The sequence below is a fragment of the Candidatus Arthromitus sp. SFB-turkey genome (assembly GCF_001655775.1).
In the GTDB taxonomy this organism is placed as follows: Bacteria; Bacillota; Clostridia; order Clostridiales; family Clostridiaceae; genus Dwaynesavagella; species Dwaynesavagella gallinarum.
In genome coordinates this window covers 1-20,282 of record NZ_LXFF01000037.1, presented here as the reverse complement: position 1 = coordinate 20,282, position 20,282 = coordinate 1, and the positions used below count along the sequence as shown (strand labels likewise).

Here is a 20,282-nt window from a genome sequence, read left to right as displayed (position 1 = left end):
TTTATTACCCTAAAAATTTAATCATCTTTAAAAAATTTAACTTTCTTTCACAAATACCCTTTAACACATCACGATTATACAAAAGATAAACTCCATTATCAATTCCATTTATATAATTAGGATTTTTAACACAAACTCCATTTAATAAAAGTTTTAAAATATTAAAATCATTTATTTCAATTTTAGGCATCGAAATAACCTTATCTATTGAAATCAAATTTTTCTCAATACATTCAGGTGTTAAATTATCAAAATTTAATGATGTCTCTTTTGTAAAATATCCACTTTGAATTCTCTCCAAAAAAATCATAGTAGCATATGTTCCAAGCTTATCTCCAATATCTCTACATAAACTTCTTACATAAGTTCCTTTTGAACATTCTACAACAAAACCACATTCATCATCTTTAATTTCAATATTTTCTATGGAATATATCTTCACTTTTCTTGCTTTAAGCTCAAAGTTCATTCCCTGTCTTGCTAACTCATATGCTCTTTTTCCATCAACTTTTACGGCTGAATAAATAGGTGGAACTTGTTCATACTCACCAATAAAACTTTCTAAAACAGTTTTTACTTCATGTGGATCAACTTTAAATTCAGTATCCTTTTCTAAAATCTTCCCTTCGCAATCATATGTATCTGTTAAAATACCAAATTTAAGCCTTACCACATATTTTTTATCTTTATTTATTAAATAATCACTAATTTTTGTAGCATTACCAATACAGATTGGTAACACTCCACAAGCTAACGGATCTAAAGTTCCTGTATGGCCAACTTTTTTAATACCTAAAAATTTTTTAATTTTAACAACAACTTGATTAGAAGAAATATTTTGAGGTTTATATACATTTATAACTCCATTAATCATGACAAAACATTCCTAAATTCCTTTAATAATATTTCTTCTATTTCATCCATTTTTAATTCTGTAACGAAAGCAGCCGCCTTAATATGACCACCCCCGCCAAATTTTTGTGCTATTTCACAAACGTTTATGTTATTCTTACTTCTCAAACTTACTTTTATTTTATCTTTAAAATTTCTAATAAAAATACTAGCTTCAACATTTTCTATTGTAAGACCTAAACTTGCTATATCATGAGTTTGTTCATCAGTTGCACCAGATTTTTCAAACATATCATTTGTAACTTTTATAACACAAATTTTTTCATCAACTATCTTAAGCTTTTCAAATACCAATCCTAAAAGCTTAATTTTTTCATATGTTTGAGATAAAAATAATTTTTCATAAATATTCCAAAAATCAATTCCAGTAGAAACAAGCTCTCCAACTACATTAAATGTTTTTTGAGTTGAACATTCAAAACGCAAACCACCTGTATCAGTCATTATTGAAGTATATATACAAGTTGCTATATTTTTATCTATTTCTAAGCCTAGATATTTTATTAAATTATAAACAATCTCCCCTGTAGAACTAGAAAAACTATCAATAAAATTATATTTGCAATATAAATCATTACTAATATGATGATCAACACATAAAGTATCAACTTTATTTAAATCAAATTCACATGAAACTCTTTCTAAATTTCCACAGTCAACAATTATTAAAAGATCAATTTCTTTATTAACAACATAATTCGTACCATTTATTTCACCTATTTTAGGTAAAAATTTCAATGAAATATTTTTTTGAAGATTATCTTTTGAAAAAACTTCTACATTTTTATTTAACTTTTCTAAAGCACATTTTAATGCTAAAAGACTTCCTATAGCATCTCCATCAGGAGAAACATGATAAGTTAAACCTATATTTTTTGAATTATTAATTAAATCTTTAATTTTTTCAAATGAAATCATTTTATTAATCCTCTTTATTAGTTTTTCTTAATATTTCATCTATATGAAAACTATATTCTATCGAATCATCTAATTTTAAATCAATTTCTGGTACAAATCTTATTTTAACATTTTGAGAAATTGCTCTTTTCATTTTCCCTGTTGATTTTTTTAAAACTTCAAAAACTTCTTGTTTGTGTTTATCAAATACGCTTAAATAAACTTTTGCATTTTTAAAATCTTGACTTGTTTCAACTCTTGTTACGGTTATAAGTCCTGTAATTCTTGAATCTTTTAAATCATTTTGAATACATGAACTCAATGCTTTTTTTATTTCCTCATTAACACGTTCCATTCTAAATTTAGCCACATATATCACCTCTTTTATAATCAAAGGTTATTTCTTTTAAATTCTTTCATTTCAAATCCTTCAATAATATCTTCTTCTTTTATGTCATTAAAGTTTTCAATAGATAAACCACATTCATATCCTTTTGCAACTTCTTTAACATCATCTTTAAATCTCTTTAATGAAGAAAGTTTAGATTCAAAAATAACTACCCCTTGACGTAAAACCCTTACATTACAATTTCGTGTAATTTTTCCATCAAGTACATAACATCCAGCAACAGTACCAACATTTGAAATTTTATATAATTGTCTTATTTCAACACGTCCCAAATAAACTTCTTTAATATCTGGATCTAATAAACCAATCATTGCAGATTTCATATCATCTAGTGCTTCGTAAATTAATCTATATGTACGTATATCAACTTTTTCTTTCTCAGCTAAAATAAGTGCATTATTATCTGGTCTAACGTTAAAACCAATAATTATAGCATTAGATGTGCTTGCAAAAATAATATCACTTTCATTTATTGCACCAACTGCACTATGAATAACTTTAACCTTAATACTATCTGAAGAAAGTTTTTCTAAAGATTGTTTTAATGCCTCAGAAGATCCTTGAACGTCAGATTTAACAATTAAACTTAATTCTTTTATTGTTCCTTCTTTTATTTGACTATACACTGTTTCTAATGAAATTTTTGAATTATTATTTTGATTATCTTTAATTTGTTGTTTTCTTTCATCAGAAATTTGTCTAGCAACTTTTTCATCTTTAACAAATTCAAATTTATCTCCAGCATCCGGAACTTCATTTAATCCTAAAACTAATACTGGTATAGATGGTCCTGCTTCTTTAATAACATTATCATTTTCATCATACATAGCTCTAATTTTTCCATATGTATTTCCGACAACAACAGAATCTCCAACTTTTAATACACCATCTTGAACCAATAATGTAGCAAGAGGTCCTTTTCCTTTATCAAGTTTAGATTCTATAACAGTACCTTGAGGATTAGCTTTTTTATTTGCTTTTAACTCTTGAATATCAGCTGTTAAAATAATCATTTCTAACAGTTCATCTATTCCTTGACCTGTTTTTGCTGAAACACTTACAAAAACCGTATCTCCTCCCCAGTCTTCTGCAACAATCTCATGTTCTGTTAATTCTTGTTTAACTTTATCTACGTTTGCTTCAGGTTTATCAATTTTATTAATTGCAACAATAATAGGAACACCTGCTGATTTACAATGATTTATAGCTTCAACAGTTTGTGGCATTATTCCATCGTCAGCAGCAACTACAAGAACAACGATATCGGTTACTTTAGCTCCTCTTGCTCTCATTTGCGTAAATGCCTCATGTCCTGGCGTATCAATAAAAGTTATAATTTCATCGTTAACCTGAACTTTATAAGCTCCAATATGTTGAGTTATTCCTCCAGCCTCTTTCTGAGTCACATTTGTTTTTCTTATAAAATCAAGTAATGATGTTTTACCATGATCAACATGCCCCATAACTGTAATTATTGGAGGTCTTTTACTTAAATTTTTAACATCAACTTCTTTAACTTCAATTGACTTATACTTTTCTTCTTCTGCTTCCGAACTTTTTTGAATACATTCAATTTCATATTTTTCACAAAGTTTTTTTGCTATCTCAAAATCTATTTCCTGATTAATTGATACCATTAACCCTAAAAACATTAAATTTTTAATTATATCTGCCGTTGATTTATTAATTTTTTGAGACAACTCTTTTACACTTATAGTTTTTCCGATTTCTATAATATCATCAACTTTATTTTCATCAACTACAGATTTCTCATTTTTGAAGTTAAACTGTTTTTTGTTTTTATTCTTATTTTTACTCTTTTGAGATAATTTATCTATTTGTTCAATCATAATATCTTCATATTCTTGAACAATATCTTGCTTTTCTTCATTTTTCTCAATACTTTTAAAATTAATTTCACTATCATTGTTTGATTTTTCTTTTGTATCATCTTTAATTTCTAAATATTCTTTTATTAGTTCACTATCTTCATCACTTAAAACACTCATATGATTCTTTACATCTACATTAAATTCCGTTTTTAGAATATTAATCAATTCTTTACTTGATACATTTAACTCTTTCGCCAACTCATAAATTCGAACCTTAGACATAAAATCTACCTCCCCAAATTATAAATTTTAAAATTTATCTATTCTCTTTTGTAATTCCGTAACTATTTCTGAAGGAATTTCTACTTTCAAAGCTCTAGAAATCTTGTTAAATTTAATACTATCATTTAAACAAGTCAAATTATTATTGCAGATATAAGCGCCCCTTCCTTCCATTTTGTACGTTAAATCAATCTCAACACTATTACTTGTTGTTCTACAAATTCTTATAAGTTCATTTTTATTCTTTCTTTCATTACATCCAATACATTTTCTAATTAAAATACCCTTAGCCTTCATTTAAAATATCCTCTTGTTCACAATGCTCAACATTATCCTCTTCAGAACTTATTAAATCATCTTTACATTTGGATAGTGATTTTATATCTATTTTCCACCCTGTTAAACGAGCTGCTAAACGTACATTTTGTCCTTCTTTACCTATAGCTAAAGAAAGTTGAGAATCTTCAACAACTACATCAGCAATCTTTTTTTCCTCATCAACTTTTATACTAAAAATTTTTGCTGGACTTAAAGCATTAGATATGTAAACCTTTGGATCTTCACTCCATTTTATAATATCAATTTTCTCATTTCTAACTTCATTTACAATACTTTTAACTCTAATTCCTTGTTCTCCAACACAAGCTCCAATAGGATCTATATCCTCTAATTTTGAATGAACTGCCATTTTAGTTCTGGCACCAGCTTCTCTAACAATATTTTTAATCTCAACAATGCCTTCTTGTATTTCACTAACTTCAATCTCAAATAATTTCCTTATAAAATTTGGATCTGTTCTTGAAACATGCACTTGTGTACCTTTAGGTGAGTTAATAACCTCTGACACATATAACTTAATTTTTTCATTTCTCTCAAACTTTTCCCTTGGAATTTTATCATTAGATCTCAAAATAGTTTCTATTCTTCCTATGTTTATAAACACATGATCCTTATCATTTCTAAGAACAGTTCCTGTAATAATTTGAAATTCTTTTTGTGCAAATTCTTTGTATAACAAATCTCTCTCAGCTTCTTTTATCCTCTGAGTTACAACTTGTTTTGCGAGAGTTGCTGCAACTCTACCAAAACTTTTTGGAGTAACCTCAACATCACATATATCTCCAATATTGTAATAAGGACTTATTTTTCTTGCATCCTCCAAAATAATTTCAATAGAAGAATATCTAATTGATTCAACAATTAATTTTTGTGCAAAAACTTTTATTTCTCCAGTAACTCTATTCATAGTTACCTTTACATTTTGAGAAGCACCTTGATTAGAATAATTTTTCTTATAAGCAGCTATTAAAGCATCTTCAATAGTTGTAAAGATTAAATCCTCACTTATTCCCTTATCTTTAACTATTGTTTTAAGTGCATCTATAAATTCTTTATTCATAGAATATCCTCCTGAGATATTTCCTCTAAATTTATATTTTTAATCGTATCGATATTAATTTTTAATTCCTCATCTTTAACGCCTAATATAATTTCACTATCATTAACATCTTTCAAAATTCCAATATGTTTTTTACTTCCATTAATAGATTTGTTTAATTTAACACAAACAATTTTATCTACTGCATCTTTCATATGTTTAAAGGTATATAATTTTCTGTTAATTCCAGGAGAAGATACTTCCAAAAAAAATTTATTATCTATACCTAAATCATCAATTAATCTGTTTATAGTTTTAGAAACTATTTCACAGTCAGTAATATTTATTTTTTTATCTGTTTCTTGATTTGTAATCATTATTCTCAAATAATTGTGCCCAAATTCATTAACATACTCAATGTGATATATTTCATATCCTAAGTTTTCTATGGCATCACTTGTTTTTTCTCTAATTAAGTCAACTAAATTATTCAAAACTCTCTTCCTTTTAATTCTAAAAATTTTCTTTTAAAAATACAGAAGAGTAGGCCTTACAACCTACTCTCCCGCATAACACAAATAAACACCTTATATTTCGCAATTATAACACAATTTTGTTACTAATGCAAACAATTATTTTTTTATACTAAAATTTTAAATCCATCGTAGTTTGATTTGTTTCTGGTAAATCTTTTATACATCCATGGGATTGCAAAGTTTCAATTACTGTTTTAGAAACTTTAGCTCTATTTTTCAAATCTTGTAGTGATATAAATTCACAAAAATTTCCCGCATCATATAAATTTTTAGCTGCTGTACTTCCAACACCTTGAAGTGATTTTATCGGTGGTAAAATCCCACCATTTTCTATTTTAAAATCATTGTAATGAGATCTATATAAATCCACTTTATAAAATTTTATTCCTCTTGCGTACGCTTCAAGTGCAATTTCTAAAATTGTCAGAAGACCTTTATCTTTTTGAGTTAAATTATTTCCAAGAGATTTTAAATGGTTTAACTTTTCATTAATTAATTCCGTTCCATTACAAATTAAATCTGCATCAAATTCATCAGCTCTAACAGTACAATAAGCAGTATAATATTCCAAAGGATAATAAACTTTGTAATAAGCAATTCTAACAGCCATCATTACATACGCAACTGCATGTCCCTTAGGGAACATATATTTAATTCTTTTACATGACTCTATGTACCAATCTTCAATATTATTTTCAATCATTATTTTTTCCTGTTCCAAAGTAAGCCCCTTACCTTTACGAACATTTTCCATAATGTCAAAAGCTGCTTTAGGTTTTAATCCTTTATAAACTAAATATACCATTATATCATCTCTCGTAGATATACATCCTTTAAGTGTTGTATTTCCATTTTTTATAAATTCTTGAGCATTATTTAACCATACATCTGTTCCGTGTGATAAACCAGAAATTCTAACTAAATCTGAAAAATTTGTTGGTTTAGTATCTAAAAGCATTTGTCTTACAAATTTCGTTCCAAACTCAGGTATTCCTAATGTTCCAACTTCACAATCTATATCATTTGAATCTATACCAAGAGCCGTTACCTCATTAAATAAACTTAACACCTTAGAATCATTTAGTGGTATTTCTTGTGGATTTAATCCAGTTAAATCTTTTAACATTTTTAACATCGTAGGGTCATCATGACCAAGTATATCTAATTTTAAAAGTCTACCACTTATTGAATGATAATCAAAATGCGTTGTAATTACATTCACACTTTTATCATCTGCTGGATGCTGAATTGGTGTAAAATTAAAAATATCATTATCTTTAGGTACTACCATTATCCCTCCAGGGTGCTGACCTGTTGTTCTTTTAACACCAGTTAATCCTTTAGATAATCTTTCAACCTCAGATTGAGGCATTTTCAAACTTAATTCTTCAATATATTTTTTAACATAACCGTAAGCTGTTTTCTCTGCAATAGTTCCAATTGTTCCAGCCCTAAAAACAAATCCCTTTCCAAAAAGTTCTTCAGTATATTTATGTACTGTTGGTTGATACTCACCAGAAAAATTTAAATCTATATCAGGCTCTTTATCACCATCAAATCCTAAAAAAGTTTCAAATGGTATATCAAATCCATCTCTTAAATATTCACTTTCACATTTATTACATTTTTTCGCAGGTAAATCTACTCCAGCATTAACGCTTCCATCTAAAATAAACTCACTATTTTTGCAATTAGGACAAACATAATGAGGTGGTAATCCATTAACCTCTGTTATACCACAAAATGTTGCAACTATAGAAGATCCAACAGATCCCCTTGAACCAACCAAATATCCATCATCTAAAGACTTTTTAACAAGTTTATGAGCTATTAAATATAAAACAGCATAACCATTATTAATAATAGAATTTATTTCTTTATCTAAACGTTCTTGTATTATATCAGGAAGTGGATTTCCATATATAGAATGAGCTTTATCAAAAGTCATTTTTCTAATTTCTTCATCTGCTCCATCTATTTTAGGTGGAAATGTTCCTTTAGGAATAGGCAAAGTTTCTTCAACCATATCGCTAATTTTATTTGGATTTAAAACAATTATTTCATTGGCTATGTCTTTTGGCAAAAACTTAAATTCTTCAAACATCTCTTTTGTTGTTCTAAAATAAAGACTATCATCTTCAAGATCTACCTTAAAATTTTGACAAACTCTTAAAATATTTCTATAAATATTATGTTTTTTTTCTATATAATGAGAATTTGAAACGGCTACAACTAATTTATTATTTTTTCTTCCAAAATCATAAATTAATTTAATTATTTCTTCTGCTTCTTCATATCCAACAATTCTTTCAGATTTTATATGTTCTCTACAATTATAAGGTGGAGATACTTCAAAATAATCATACAATTCACTTATTTCTTTTAATCTTTCCTCATCATAAAAATCTATAATTCCTTTAAATATTTGACCTTCCCTAAATGAGGAACCAATAATCAATCCTTCTCTATGTTTCAAAAGTTCACTTTTAGGAATTCTTGGAGTTTTAAAGAAATAATCTAAATGACCTTTAGATACAAGCTTATAAATATTTTTTAATCCAACTTGATTTTTAGCTAATAAAACTGCATGAGTTGTATAAAGTTTTGAAATGTTTATATTTTGTATGTATTCATAATTAAGATGCTTTAAAGTAATAATATTTTTTGATTTTAGTTTTTCAAAACATTTAATTAATATCATCGCTGTAGCCTTTGCATCATCTACAGCTCTATGGTGATTTTCGAGACTAACACCCAAATGTTTTGCCACTACATTTAACTTATATCTCTTTAATTCTGGAAATAAAAATTTACACAAATCGATTGTATCAAGTAAAGAGTTTGAAAATTCAAATCCAAAACTTTTTCCATTTCTTCTTATAAACGACATATCAAAATCTATATTGTGAGCAACCATAATTGAATCTTCACAAAATTTATAAAAATCACCAATTACATCATTAATAATAGGAGATTTACAAACCATATCATTTGTTATTCCTGTAAGTTCAGTTATTTTGATTGGAATATTTCTTTCTGGATTAATAAAAGTTGAAAATTCATCAATAATTTTTCCATCTTTAATTTTGACAGCACCTATTTCAATTATTTTTTCATTTAAATTAGAAAAACCTGTAGTTTCAATATCAAAAACAACAAAACTATCATCAATAGTTTGATTTTCTACTTTATTAATTAAAGGCTTTAAATCATCAACAAGATTTATTTCAATTCCATAGATTGCTTTTATTCCAAACTTTTTTGATGCATCCATAACGCTAGGGTAGGCTTGAACAACATTATGATCTGTTATAGCTATAGCCTTATGCCCCCAATCCTTTGCCATTTTAAAAAGCTCATTAACATTTATAACCGAATCCATAGTACTCATATTTGTATGAAGGTGCAGTTCTACTCTTTTTTCATTTGATTTATCTAGTCGCTCTATTTTTTTACATAAATTTATATTATAGGCCATAATTGTCAACTCTTTTGTAAATTGGTCAATTATAACTTCTCCCTTTATTTTGACATAAACATTATTGGATAATTTAGAAATTATATTATCAGAATCTTTTGTTTTCAAAAAATATTTTACATTAATTGAAGACGTATCATCATGAACAAAAAAACTAATAAGTTTTTTACCCGTTTTAGTGTTTATTAAAGTTTGATTAAAAATAGTTCCCTCTATAACTATATTTTTTTCAGGCACATCTAACAAATTAATATCTACCGATTTTTCTTGAATAATCTTACCAACAATAATATTTTCATCAGTATCTTCATTCGTTTTTTTAGGCTCAACAACATATGTTTCTTTCTTTTCAAATTTTATTTTAGGAATATTATACTCAATAGAATTACTACTAACTAGGTTTTCATTTTTAATAAATTGAATATTAACATCTAAATCAAAAAAATATTTCAAAAACTTTTTAATTTCATCATTTAAATTATTTTCATTAAACCTCTTAATTATAAAATCATTAGATGTCTTATAAATTAAATTTTCAGAATTTATTTCAGGTTTAATAGAAAAAATCGGATAAAACATTGGAAAATTAAATTTAATGTATTCTTGCATAGAATCATAACTATATTCAACAAAACACTCTAAACTTTTTTCCTTTAATGAATTTATTAAAATAATTTTATATTCAAAATTTTTATCCAAATTTATTTTAAGATCTTTGATAAATTTATTTTTATCAAAATCCATATCTTTAACGTAAATCAAAATTTTATGTAACGATTTAAAAATTTCAATTTTTAAAATTTTCATTATAAATCCTCTGCAAAATTATAATTTAAAAGAGAGGTTTAAACACCTCTCTTACAATGACTCTATTTCCTTTTTTAATTCTTCAAGTAACTCTTCTTCCTTAACTTTTCTAAGAATTTTACCTTTTTTAAATATTAATCCTTCACCATTTCCACCAGCAATTCCAATATCAGCTTCTCTCGCTTCTCCTGGACCATTAACAGCGCATCCCATAACTGCAATAGTTATATTCTTATCAATATTTTTAGTTAACTCATCTACTTGATTCGCTAAATCTATAAGATTAAATTTTGTTCTTGAACAAGTTGGGCAAGAAATTAAATTAACACCCTTCTTATATAAATCTAAAGATTTTAAAATCTCTTTAGCAACTTTAACCTCATTAATAGGATTATCTGTTAAAGAAACTCTTATAGTATCACCTATTCCATTATACAAAAGAGTTCCTATACCAATACTGGACTTCACAGCTCCAGATAAAAACAATCCCGCTTCAGTAACACCTAAATGTAAAGGATAGTTAACAAGTTCTGAAATTTTAGTATAAGATTCTATCATCATCTTAACATTTGAAGATTTAACCGATATAACAATATCATTAAAATTGAATTTTTCTAGAAGCTCAACATTTCTAAGTACACTTTTAACAAGTGCATCTGTAGTTTTCTTCTTGTATTTTTCTAATAAATCTTTTTCTAAAGATCCACCATTAACGCCGATTCTTATTGGGATATTGTATTCTTTACACGCATTAACAACTTCTCTTACCTTTTCTTGATTTCCTATATTCCCTGGATTTATCCTAATTTTATCAATCCCATTTTTAACACATTCTATAGCTAACCTATAATCAAATTGAATATCTGCAACTAAAGGTATATTAGTTGAATTTTTTATTTTAGGTATGCACGATGCTTCATAACTATCTGTAATAGCTACACGCACTATATCACAACCATTTTTTTCTAAATCGTTTATTTGCTTAATTGTATCATCTATATTTTTTGTATTAGTATTAGTCATAGATTGGATTGCAATAGGACTATTTTCACCAATAAATTTAGTCCCTATTTTAACTTTTTTTTTAACACTCTATTCAATTATAAATCATTCCTTTTAACTTAAAAATAATAATTACAACTTTACACTATAGGAAAAAAGATATCTTTTAAAGTAACAAATATCATAAGCAAAATTAATAATGTAAAACCAACATAATTAATTTTTGCAAGAATTTCCTGTTTAATTCTCTTTCTAGTAATTAATTCTATTGAATTAACTATAACAGCTCCTCCATCTAAAGCAGGAAATGGTATTAAATTAAATATTCCAAGATTCACACTTAAAAATGCCGTAAAATTCATAAGTTCTGCAAATCCCGCTTTAGCCGCCTGACCAGATACCTTAAATATTGTCACCGGTCCTCCTAAGTCTTTAAAGGAAGCTTTACCTGTAATTAAATAAACCAATGATCCTATTACCTGTTTTATTTCAGAAATAGTTTCTTTAAATCCATTAGATATACTTTCAAAGAATCCTGCATTTTCAATGAACTTTGGTTTAATTCCAATAATAATAGAATTACCATTTATTTCAGGATTAATATTAAATTCCATTTCTTGATTATTTCGCAAAACTTTTATATTTATGGTTTCTTTATTTTTAACATTTTGCAACTCAAAAACAAAATCGCTCCAATTTAAAAACTTTTTTGAATTTAAAGCAGTAATTTCATCCCCAACTTCTAATCCAGCATTTTGCGCAGGACTTCCATCAACAACTTCACCAATTATAGTTGAATTATATCCCTCAAAAATATTTAACCCCCAAAATATAATAAATGCCAAAATAAAATTCATTACAGGTCCGGCTAAAATTATTGATATTTTTCTAAGAGGATGTTTAAATATATATGCTCTTTTCTTATCTTCCTCAGAAATTTCATTATCGGAATCGTCATACTCACCTAACATTTTAACATATCCACCAATTGGTAAAAGTCTTAAAGAATACATTGTTTCCTTGCCTTTAAACTTACAAACTAAAGGCCCCATACCTATGGCAAATTCATCAACTTTTACTCCATTCATCTTAGCTACGATAAAATGACCAAATTCATGCCCAACTATAAGCAATCCAAAACTTAACGCAACTAAAAGTATTACAAATAAATTATTCATTTAATACTCCTTTACATTAAAATTTGTGAAAAAACAAACACAACAATAGATATCATCAATATACTATCGAATCTATCTAAAATCCCTCCATGTCCAGGAATTAAGTTCCCAAAATCTTTGATTTCTGCAAATCTTTTAATTGATGAGGCAATCAGATCTCCTATTTGACCTACAATTCCAGTAAAAATACTAAGAAAAACTAAATTTAAAATTGATATGTTTAACTTATCATTAAATATAAAACCATATATTGAAATAACTAAAACACAACTTATAACACCAGCAATAAAACCTTCTAAAGTTTTATTTGGGCTAATATTTTGACTTATTTTATGTTTACCAAAATTTTTACCAATAAAATAAGCCATAGTATCCGTACTCCAAGCACTTAAAAATATAATCCAAGATAAATAATTATTTTTTTCATTTAAAATAAAAATAAAACTAAATGGAATTACTATATAAAAAATAGATATAAAACTTAAACTTATATCTACAATATTATTATTTTTATTCAATGTATATAACAACAAAAAAATAAAAAACATAAAAACCAATATATCTACATACTCAAATCCCACAATATAATATATTATTGTAAAAAATATAATCAAATATTTATTAACATTTATTTTTTTATATTTCAAAGCACTTGAAAACTCTATTAAAGAAAATATTGTAATACATAGAATCATAGCTTTTAATAATAAACCACCTACAATAAGTGAAATAATTATTGGAACAATCACTAAAGACCCTATATATCTTTTATTAATTTTTGATAAATCAGTTTTCATTGTCTACCTTTCCAAATCTTCTCTTCCTTTTACTAAAATTTTCTAAAGCATCATATAGGTGTTCTTTTCTAAAATCTGGCCAAAAAACATCTGTAAACCAAAATTCTGTATAAGCACACTGCCACAATAAAAAATTACTTAACCTATACTCACCACTTGTACGTATTAACAAATCTGGATCTGGTATATCTTGCGTATATAAATATTTTGAAAATACACTTTCATTTATGTAATCTATTTTAATTTTTTCATCCAAAATATCCTTGGCTATTTTTTTAATTCCATTAATTATTTCATTCCTTGCTCCATAATTTATAGCAAGAGTTAAAACTAATTTAGAATTATTTTTAGTTTTCTCAATCGTATCTTTTATGAGTTTGAAAGTTTTAGATGGCAATTTCTCAATTTCACCAATAACATTTAATTTTATATTTTCTTTAGTTAATACCTCAATCTTTTCAATTAAATATTTATTTAGAAGCGACATTAAATTATTAACTTCAAAAGCTGGCCTTTTCCAATTTTCTGTAGAAAAAACATACAAAGTTAAATATTTAATATCAAGACATCTACATTCATCAATAAGCATTTCAAGATTTTTTACACCTTCTTTATGCCCTTCCGTTCTAGAAAAACCTCTATTTTTTGCCCATCTACCATTACCATCTAATATAATAGCTACATGGTTAGGAATATTTATATCTCTATTATCCACAGTATAAGCCTTTCTTAAATTGACATTATTTCCTTTTCTTTATTTACAACAATTTCATCTATATTTTTAATAAATTTATCAGTTATTTTCTGTATTTCATCCTCAGCTTTTTTTAAATCATCTTCCGTTATCGAACCATCCTTTTTCAAAGATTTAACTTTATCATTCGCATCTCTTCTTATAGTTCGTATTACAACTTTTGATTCCTCAGCTATTTTTTTTACCTTTTTCACAGTATTTTTTCTAGTTTCCTCAGTCATTTCAGGAATAAGCAATCTTATAGATGAACCATCATTATTTGGCGCTAACCCTAAATCAGATTTCAAAATAGCTTTTTCAATATCTTTTAAAATTGCCTTTTCCCATGGCTGTATCATAATCATCCTTGATTCAGGAGTTGAAATATTTGCAACTTGATTAAGTTTTGTCATTGTCCCATAATATTCAACTTCTATTCTATCAAGCATACTTGGATTAGCTCTTCCAACTTTCATTGATGATAAGTCTGTTTGTAAAACATCAACAGTTTTAGACATTTTTTCTTTCAAAGTCAATATAGTTTTATCCATCACAAATAACACCTCAGATTTATTTATTAACAAAAGTTCCTATTTCGTCACCTTTAACAGCTTTTAAAATATTTCCTTCTACATCAAGATTAAAAACAATAATAGGAATATTATTGTCCATACATAAAGAAGTAGCTGTTGAATCCATAACTTGTAAATTTTTATTTAAAATATCTATGTAATTTAATCTATCATATTTTTTAGCATCATAATTTTTCATAGGGTCTTTATCATAAATACCATCGACTTTTTTAGCTAATAATATAACTTCAGCTTCAATTTCTGCCGCTCTAAGTGCCGCTGCAGTATCCGTTGAAAAAAAAGGGTTTCCTGTACCTGACGAAAATATAACTGCCCTTCCTTTTTCAAGGTGTCTAACAGCTTTTCTTCTGATATACGGTTCTGCTATCTGTTTAATTTCTAAAGCACTTAAAACTCGAGTTATAACTCCGCATTCTTCTAAAGAATCTTGTAATGCCAAAGAATTTATACAAGTCGCGAGCATCCCCATATGATCAGCAGTCGTTCTATCCATTCCTCTTCCTGCTCTACCTCTCCATATATTTCCTCCTCCAACTACTATTCCTACCTCTAATCCATTATCTTTTAACTCTTTAATTTCTTTTGCTATCCTTTTACAAATATTAAAATCAATTCCAAAACCTTTTTCACCAGCAAGAGCCTCACCTGAAAGTTTCAGCAGAACTCTTTTAAATTTATAACTCAATTTTCCCCCTCCAAACACAAATTAATTTCAAAAAAAGAGAACAGTGCCAAACATGTTCTCTTTATAAAACAAAATCTTATTTCCCTTTATTCATTTGCTTCTGAACTTCTTCAGCAAAATTTTCTTCATTTTTCTCTATACCTTCTCCTTTTTCAAAACGAGAAAAACGTACAATTTCTATTTTAGAACCTAGCTCTTTTGATTTATTCTCTATAAACTTCTTAACTGTCAAATCTGGATCTTTAACAAATCCTTGCTCAACCAAACATATTTCCTGAAAATATTTTTTAATTCTTCCTTCAACCATCTTTTCAACTACTTGCTCTGGCTTACCTTCATTTAATGCTTGAGTTTTTAGAATTTGACGTTCTTTTTCAACAACACTCTGATCAACACTATTAATATCTAAAAACATAGGATTAGTAGCAGCTACTTGCATACATAAATCTTTTGCTACTTTAACTACTTCTTCATTTTTTAAATCACTTTTTAATTCAATAACAACACCTATTTTACCATCACCGTGAATATAAGTATTGATAACTCCATCATTGGAATAGTAATTTACAACTCTTCTTAAAGAAATATTTTCCCCAAGTTTAGCTACTAAACCAACAATAGCATCTTTAACTGTAGGAAATTCATCACTAAATTTATAATTTAAATTTTCAATATCACTAACATTATCACATGAGTTTTCCGAAGCGATTTCACATATCTCTTTAGATAAACCTACAAATAACGGATTTATAGCAACAAAATCCGTTTCACAATTTAATTCAACTAAAGTACCTTTAGAAAAATCGTTACTAACGTAAGATGAAACTACACCTTCTGCTGCAATTCTTCCGGCTTTTTTGGCTGCAGAAGAAAGACCTTTTTCTCTCAAAACATCAACGGCCTTTTTCAAGTCCCCCCCTGTCTCAGATAAAGCTTTTTTACAATCCATCATTCCAGCTCCAGTTAATTCTCTTAACTCTTTAACTAATTGAGCAGTTACCATAATAATAATACCTCCTGAAAAAACTAAATTTCTTGTGATTCATTTACTTCTTCTAAAACATCTACTCCCTGTCTTCCTTCAATAATAGCATCAGCAATTTTGCTAGTTATTAATTTAACAGCTCTTATAGCATCATCATTCCCTGGTATCGGAAAATCTATTTCATCAGGATCACAATTTGTATCTACAATAGATACTATAGGTATACCTAATTTTTTAGCTTCAAAAACAGCATTTCTCTCTTTTTTAGGATCAATTATAAACATAGCGCCTATATTACTTGCATTTAAATTCTTAATTCCACCTAAATTTCGCTCTAATTTTTCAATTTCAGCTCTTAATTTAATAACTTCCTTTTTCAACATAATCGAAAAAGTTCCATTTTCTTCCATTTGTTTCAACTCTTCAAGTCGCTTTATTCTATTCTTTATAGTTCTAAAGTTAGTTAACATTCCACCCAGCCATCTATGATTAACGTAGTGCATACCAACTCTTATCGCTTCTTCAGATATAGTCTCTTGAGCTTGCTTTTTCGTACCAACAAACAAAATGTCCTTTCCTTCTGCAGATAAATTCCTAACAAACTCATAAGCTTCTTCTAATTTTTTAACAGTTTTCTGTAAATCTATTATATAAATACCATTTCTTTCCGCGAATATAAATCTATCCATTTTAGGATTCCATCTTCTTGTCTGATGCCCAAAATGAACTCCAGCTTCCAATAATTGTTTCATTGATATAACTGACATTTTTAAATTCCTCCATTTGGTTAAATCTTCCACTATTCTCAACTTTTAAATAAAACTTTTTTTCAAAAGCACCGATATTTAAAATTAAATAGCGTGTATAATACGTTAATAATATACCACATGAATTTCAATGGTTCAATACAGTTTTTACTATTTTTCTTTAACTTTTATTTATTATGTGATTCGCAACTTGAATCAATACACTCATATATATCTTGCTTTTTCTTATTTTTCTTTTTAACAGTAATACCTCCACATTTAGGACATTTTACATCTGCAGTTGGTTCATACCAAGATACAAAATCACATTCTGGATATTTTTCACATCCATAGAACAACTTTCCTTTTTTACTCTTTTTAACATGAATTTTCCCATTACATTTGGGACAATTAACATTTAACTCTTTTGTAATCGATTTTGTATTTCTGCATTCTGGATAACCTGGACACGCTAAAAACATACCAAACCTACTATGTTTTTTAACCATATTACGTCCACATTTTTCACACAAAACATCTGTTATTTCATCCTCAATCACAATTTTTTCAATCGTATTTTCTGCAATATCTATTTTTTGTTTAAGTGGTTCATAAAATTCATGAACAATACTTTTCCATTCCATCTTTCCTTCTTCAATAAAATCCAGTTTTTTTTCCATATCAGCTGTAAATTCAACATCAACTATTTCTGTAAAATTTTCTTTTATTAAATCATTCACAATTACACCTAACTCAGTAGGTATAAATTGCTTATTCTGGCGTTTTATATACATTCTATCAAATAAAGTACTAATCGTAGGAACATATGTACTAGGTCTACCAATTGATTTCTCTTCTAAAAGCTTTACAAAAGATGCTTCTGTATACCTAGGTGGAGGTTGAGTGAAATGTTCTACATGCTTTACCTCTATTTTTTCCAATTCTTCATTTTCTTTAAATTTGGGTATGATTGAATCTTTATTTTCATCTTTATCATCGTTATAGACTTTTAAAAAACCATCAAATTTTAAAATTGATCCACTTAATTTAAATAAATAATCCCCATTACAAATACTTACAGACATTGTTTCATATACAGCATCACTCATTTGACTAGCTAAAAATCTTTTCCATATCAATGAGTATAGTTTATATTGATCATCTCTTAATGTTTGCTTTGCAATATCAGGGGTTATATTTACATTTGTAGGACGTATCGCTTCGTGAGCATCTTGTATATTTTTATTTTTTGAATATTCTCTAGGTTTTTCTGATCTATATTTATCTCCATATTCAAAATCTATGTACTCACTTGCCTGTTTGAGAGAATCATTAGAGAGTCTAACAGAATCTGTTCTCATATATGTAATCAAACCAACAGTACCATGTCCTTTTATTTCTACCCCTTCATATAAAGTCTGCGCTAAAGACATAGTTTTTTTACTTTGAAAATTCAATTTTTTATACGCATCTTGTTGCAATGTACTTGTAGTAAAAGGTGGTAACGGCCTCTTATTTTTCACTCCACTTTTTATTTCTTTTACAACATAATTGTTATTAGATAATTCTTTTAATATTTCTAATGCCTGTTCTTCATTTAAATTTTCAATTTTTTTTTGTTTATATGAATGTAACTTTATAATATATTTAATTTTATTTTTTTTCCCATGGCCTTCTATCGTAAAATATTGTTTAATCTGAAATTTACTTATTTCATTTTCTCTATCACATATCAATTTTAAAGCCGCAGATTGTACTCTACCCGCACTTAATTTAGGTTTTACAGTTTTCCATAAAACAGGGCTTATACCATAACCAACAAGTCTATCAACAACTCTTCTTGCCTGTTGAGCATTAACTAAGTTCAAATTAATACTCCTTGCATTTTTAATAGAATTTTTAACTGTGGTCTTAGTTATTTCATTAAACTCCACTCTACATTTATCATTTATATCAATCCCTAGTATGTGCGCTAAATGCCAAGAAATAGCTTCACCTTCCCTATCTGGGTCAGTTGCAAGAAATATTTTCTCACTTTTTTTAGAAGCTTTCTTTAAAGATTTTATTAAATCTGCTTTTCCTCTAACATTTATATAATTAGGCTCATAATTATCTTCTACAGATACACCTAATCTACTTTTTGGTAAATCTCTAATATGTCCCATAGATGCCACGACATCATAATTAGAACCTAAATATTTTTTTATAGTTTTAGCTTTTGCTGGTGATTCAACAATAACTAAGTACTTTGCCATAATCTATCCTAAAGGATTTACACCTCCAATTTTATTAACAATACTAATTAATAAAATATACCTACCCAATTTTAATAATAATATATTTTTTTTCACATATAGTCAATCTAATAATGGATTAATTAAAATTTATACAACTTTAGCTCTATAAAAGTTACCACCTGAAGACTCTATTATGTTTAAATTCTCTAATTCAAATAATATTTTATATAATTTAACGACTTCAATTCCTGTTTCATTAACTATTTCATCTACGTTACTCGGTTTCTTCTTTATAAAGGAAAAAACTTTATATTTACATGGATCGTTAAACAAACTTACATGTGTTTCACCATCAAAATTATCATTCCTTTTATTATCTAATTTAAAGATTTCATGTAAATCTTTAATCTCTGAAATTATATATGCACCATCCTTTATTAATTTATTACATCCACGTGATGTCAAACATACATTCTATATTAATTAGCAATAGATATATTAATTTCATTATTTATCTACATTTATCTCAATATTTCTATTTAAAGCATATTTTTAAAATTTTTAAATACATCGATATGTACTATTTTTAGATAATATTTCACAGTATAAAAATTTTAAACATATAAAATTTGAAATTGTATTTTCAAAAATAAATGCATAATTTATTACTTAAATAAATTATACATTATTATTTAACTTTTTAATAAAAATAAAATTCAAAATATAATAAATACAACCCTATTTAAATATTACTTCAAAAACTTGTCCATCTTTAATTAATATACTATCTATATA

At 27.0% G+C, this 20,282-nt stretch carries 18 protein-coding genes; all 18 read right to left on the bottom strand.

The window, feature by feature from the left end:
• Positions 1-4 precede the first annotated feature (4 nt).
• The 18 genes from truB to A6P36_RS07310 all read right to left on the bottom strand — a co-directional run bounded on the left by truB (position 5) and on the right by A6P36_RS07310 (position 19,952).
• On the bottom strand, positions 5-871 hold the full coding sequence (truB, locus tag A6P36_RS07395) for a tRNA pseudouridine(55) synthase TruB (RefSeq protein ID WP_441004738.1): 867 nt from the start codon (positions 869-871) through the stop codon (positions 5-7).
• Entirely contained in the window at positions 871-1,830 is a 960-nt protein-coding gene (locus A6P36_RS07390) for a DHH family phosphoesterase (RefSeq protein ID WP_066762764.1), read from the bottom strand. The genes truB and A6P36_RS07390 overlap by 1 nt, the downstream gene beginning before the upstream one ends.
• Before the next feature lie 4 nt (positions 1,831-1,834).
• Positions 1,835-2,179 carry a 30S ribosome-binding factor RbfA gene (rbfA, locus tag A6P36_RS07385; protein ID WP_066762762.1) on the bottom strand — a complete coding sequence of 115 codons (345 nt, stop codon included), beginning with the start codon at positions 2,177-2,179 and terminating at the stop codon, positions 1,835-1,837.
• A 20-nt stretch (positions 2,180-2,199) separates the two neighbouring features.
• The gene (gene infB, locus A6P36_RS07380; protein WP_066762758.1) at positions 2,200-4,332 is read right to left on the bottom strand and encodes a translation initiation factor IF-2; all 2,133 of its coding nucleotides are present in this window, start codon (positions 4,330-4,332) and stop codon (positions 2,200-2,202) included.
• Positions 4,333-4,359: 27 nt separating this feature from the next.
• Complete coding sequence (gene rnpM, locus A6P36_RS07375) at positions 4,360-4,629, bottom strand: RNase P modulator RnpM (protein WP_066762755.1); 270 nt, start codon at positions 4,627-4,629, stop codon at positions 4,360-4,362.
• Positions 4,619-5,731, bottom strand: coding sequence for a transcription termination factor NusA (gene nusA / locus A6P36_RS07370; protein WP_066762752.1), 1,113 nt, complete (start codon positions 5,729-5,731; stop codon positions 4,619-4,621). Before nusA ends, rnpM begins: the two co-directional genes overlap by 11 nt.
• Positions 5,728-6,204 carry a ribosome maturation factor RimP gene (gene rimP / locus A6P36_RS07365; RefSeq protein ID WP_066762750.1) on the bottom strand — a complete coding sequence of 159 codons (477 nt, stop codon included), beginning with the start codon at positions 6,202-6,204 and terminating at the stop codon, positions 5,728-5,730. The genes nusA and rimP overlap by 4 nt, the downstream gene beginning before the upstream one ends.
• 151 nt (positions 6,205-6,355) lie before the next feature.
• Positions 6,356-10,531: a PolC-type DNA polymerase III gene (locus A6P36_RS07360; protein WP_066762748.1), complete on the bottom strand. Its 4,176-nt coding sequence runs from the start codon at positions 10,529-10,531 to the stop codon at positions 6,356-6,358.
• 51 nt (positions 10,532-10,582) lie between these two features.
• A complete protein-coding gene (gene ispG, locus A6P36_RS07355; RefSeq protein WP_066762745.1) occupies positions 10,583-11,602 on the bottom strand; it encodes a flavodoxin-dependent (E)-4-hydroxy-3-methylbut-2-enyl-diphosphate synthase in 1,020 nt (339 codons plus the stop codon).
• 71 nt (positions 11,603-11,673) lie between these two features.
• On the bottom strand, positions 11,674-12,711 hold the full coding sequence (rseP, locus tag A6P36_RS07350; protein ID WP_066762742.1) for an RIP metalloprotease RseP: 1,038 nt from the start codon (positions 12,709-12,711) through the stop codon (positions 11,674-11,676).
• 11 nt (positions 12,712-12,722) lie between these two features.
• A complete protein-coding gene (locus A6P36_RS07345) occupies positions 12,723-13,508 on the bottom strand; it encodes a phosphatidate cytidylyltransferase (protein ID WP_066762740.1) in 786 nt (261 codons plus the stop codon).
• Complete coding sequence (locus A6P36_RS07340) at positions 13,498-14,223, bottom strand: isoprenyl transferase (protein WP_066762734.1); 726 nt, start codon at positions 14,221-14,223, stop codon at positions 13,498-13,500. The genes A6P36_RS07345 and A6P36_RS07340 overlap by 11 nt, the downstream gene beginning before the upstream one ends.
• Before the next feature lie 14 nt (positions 14,224-14,237).
• Positions 14,238-14,792: a ribosome recycling factor gene (gene frr, locus A6P36_RS07335; RefSeq protein WP_066762783.1), complete on the bottom strand. Its 555-nt coding sequence runs from the start codon at positions 14,790-14,792 to the stop codon at positions 14,238-14,240.
• A 19-nt stretch (positions 14,793-14,811) separates the two neighbouring features.
• Positions 14,812-15,519, bottom strand: a complete 708-nt coding sequence (gene pyrH, locus A6P36_RS07330) for a UMP kinase (RefSeq protein WP_066762731.1) — start codon at positions 15,517-15,519, stop codon at positions 14,812-14,814.
• Positions 15,520-15,595: 76 nt separating this feature from the next.
• Positions 15,596-16,522: a translation elongation factor Ts gene (gene tsf / locus A6P36_RS07325; RefSeq protein ID WP_066762729.1), complete on the bottom strand. Its 927-nt coding sequence runs from the start codon at positions 16,520-16,522 to the stop codon at positions 15,596-15,598.
• Between the two features lie 23 nt (positions 16,523-16,545).
• Positions 16,546-17,271: a 30S ribosomal protein S2 gene (rpsB, locus tag A6P36_RS07320; RefSeq protein WP_066762726.1), complete on the bottom strand. Its 726-nt coding sequence runs from the start codon at positions 17,269-17,271 to the stop codon at positions 16,546-16,548.
• A gap of 167 nt (positions 17,272-17,438) precedes the next feature.
• Positions 17,439-19,505 carry a type I DNA topoisomerase gene (gene topA, locus A6P36_RS07315; RefSeq protein ID WP_066762724.1) on the bottom strand — a complete coding sequence of 689 codons (2,067 nt, stop codon included), beginning with the start codon at positions 19,503-19,505 and terminating at the stop codon, positions 17,439-17,441.
• A gap of 129 nt (positions 19,506-19,634) precedes the next feature.
• Positions 19,635-19,952, bottom strand: coding sequence for a hypothetical protein (locus tag A6P36_RS07310; protein WP_066762722.1), 318 nt, complete (start codon positions 19,950-19,952; stop codon positions 19,635-19,637).
• Positions 19,953-20,282 lie beyond the last annotated feature (330 nt).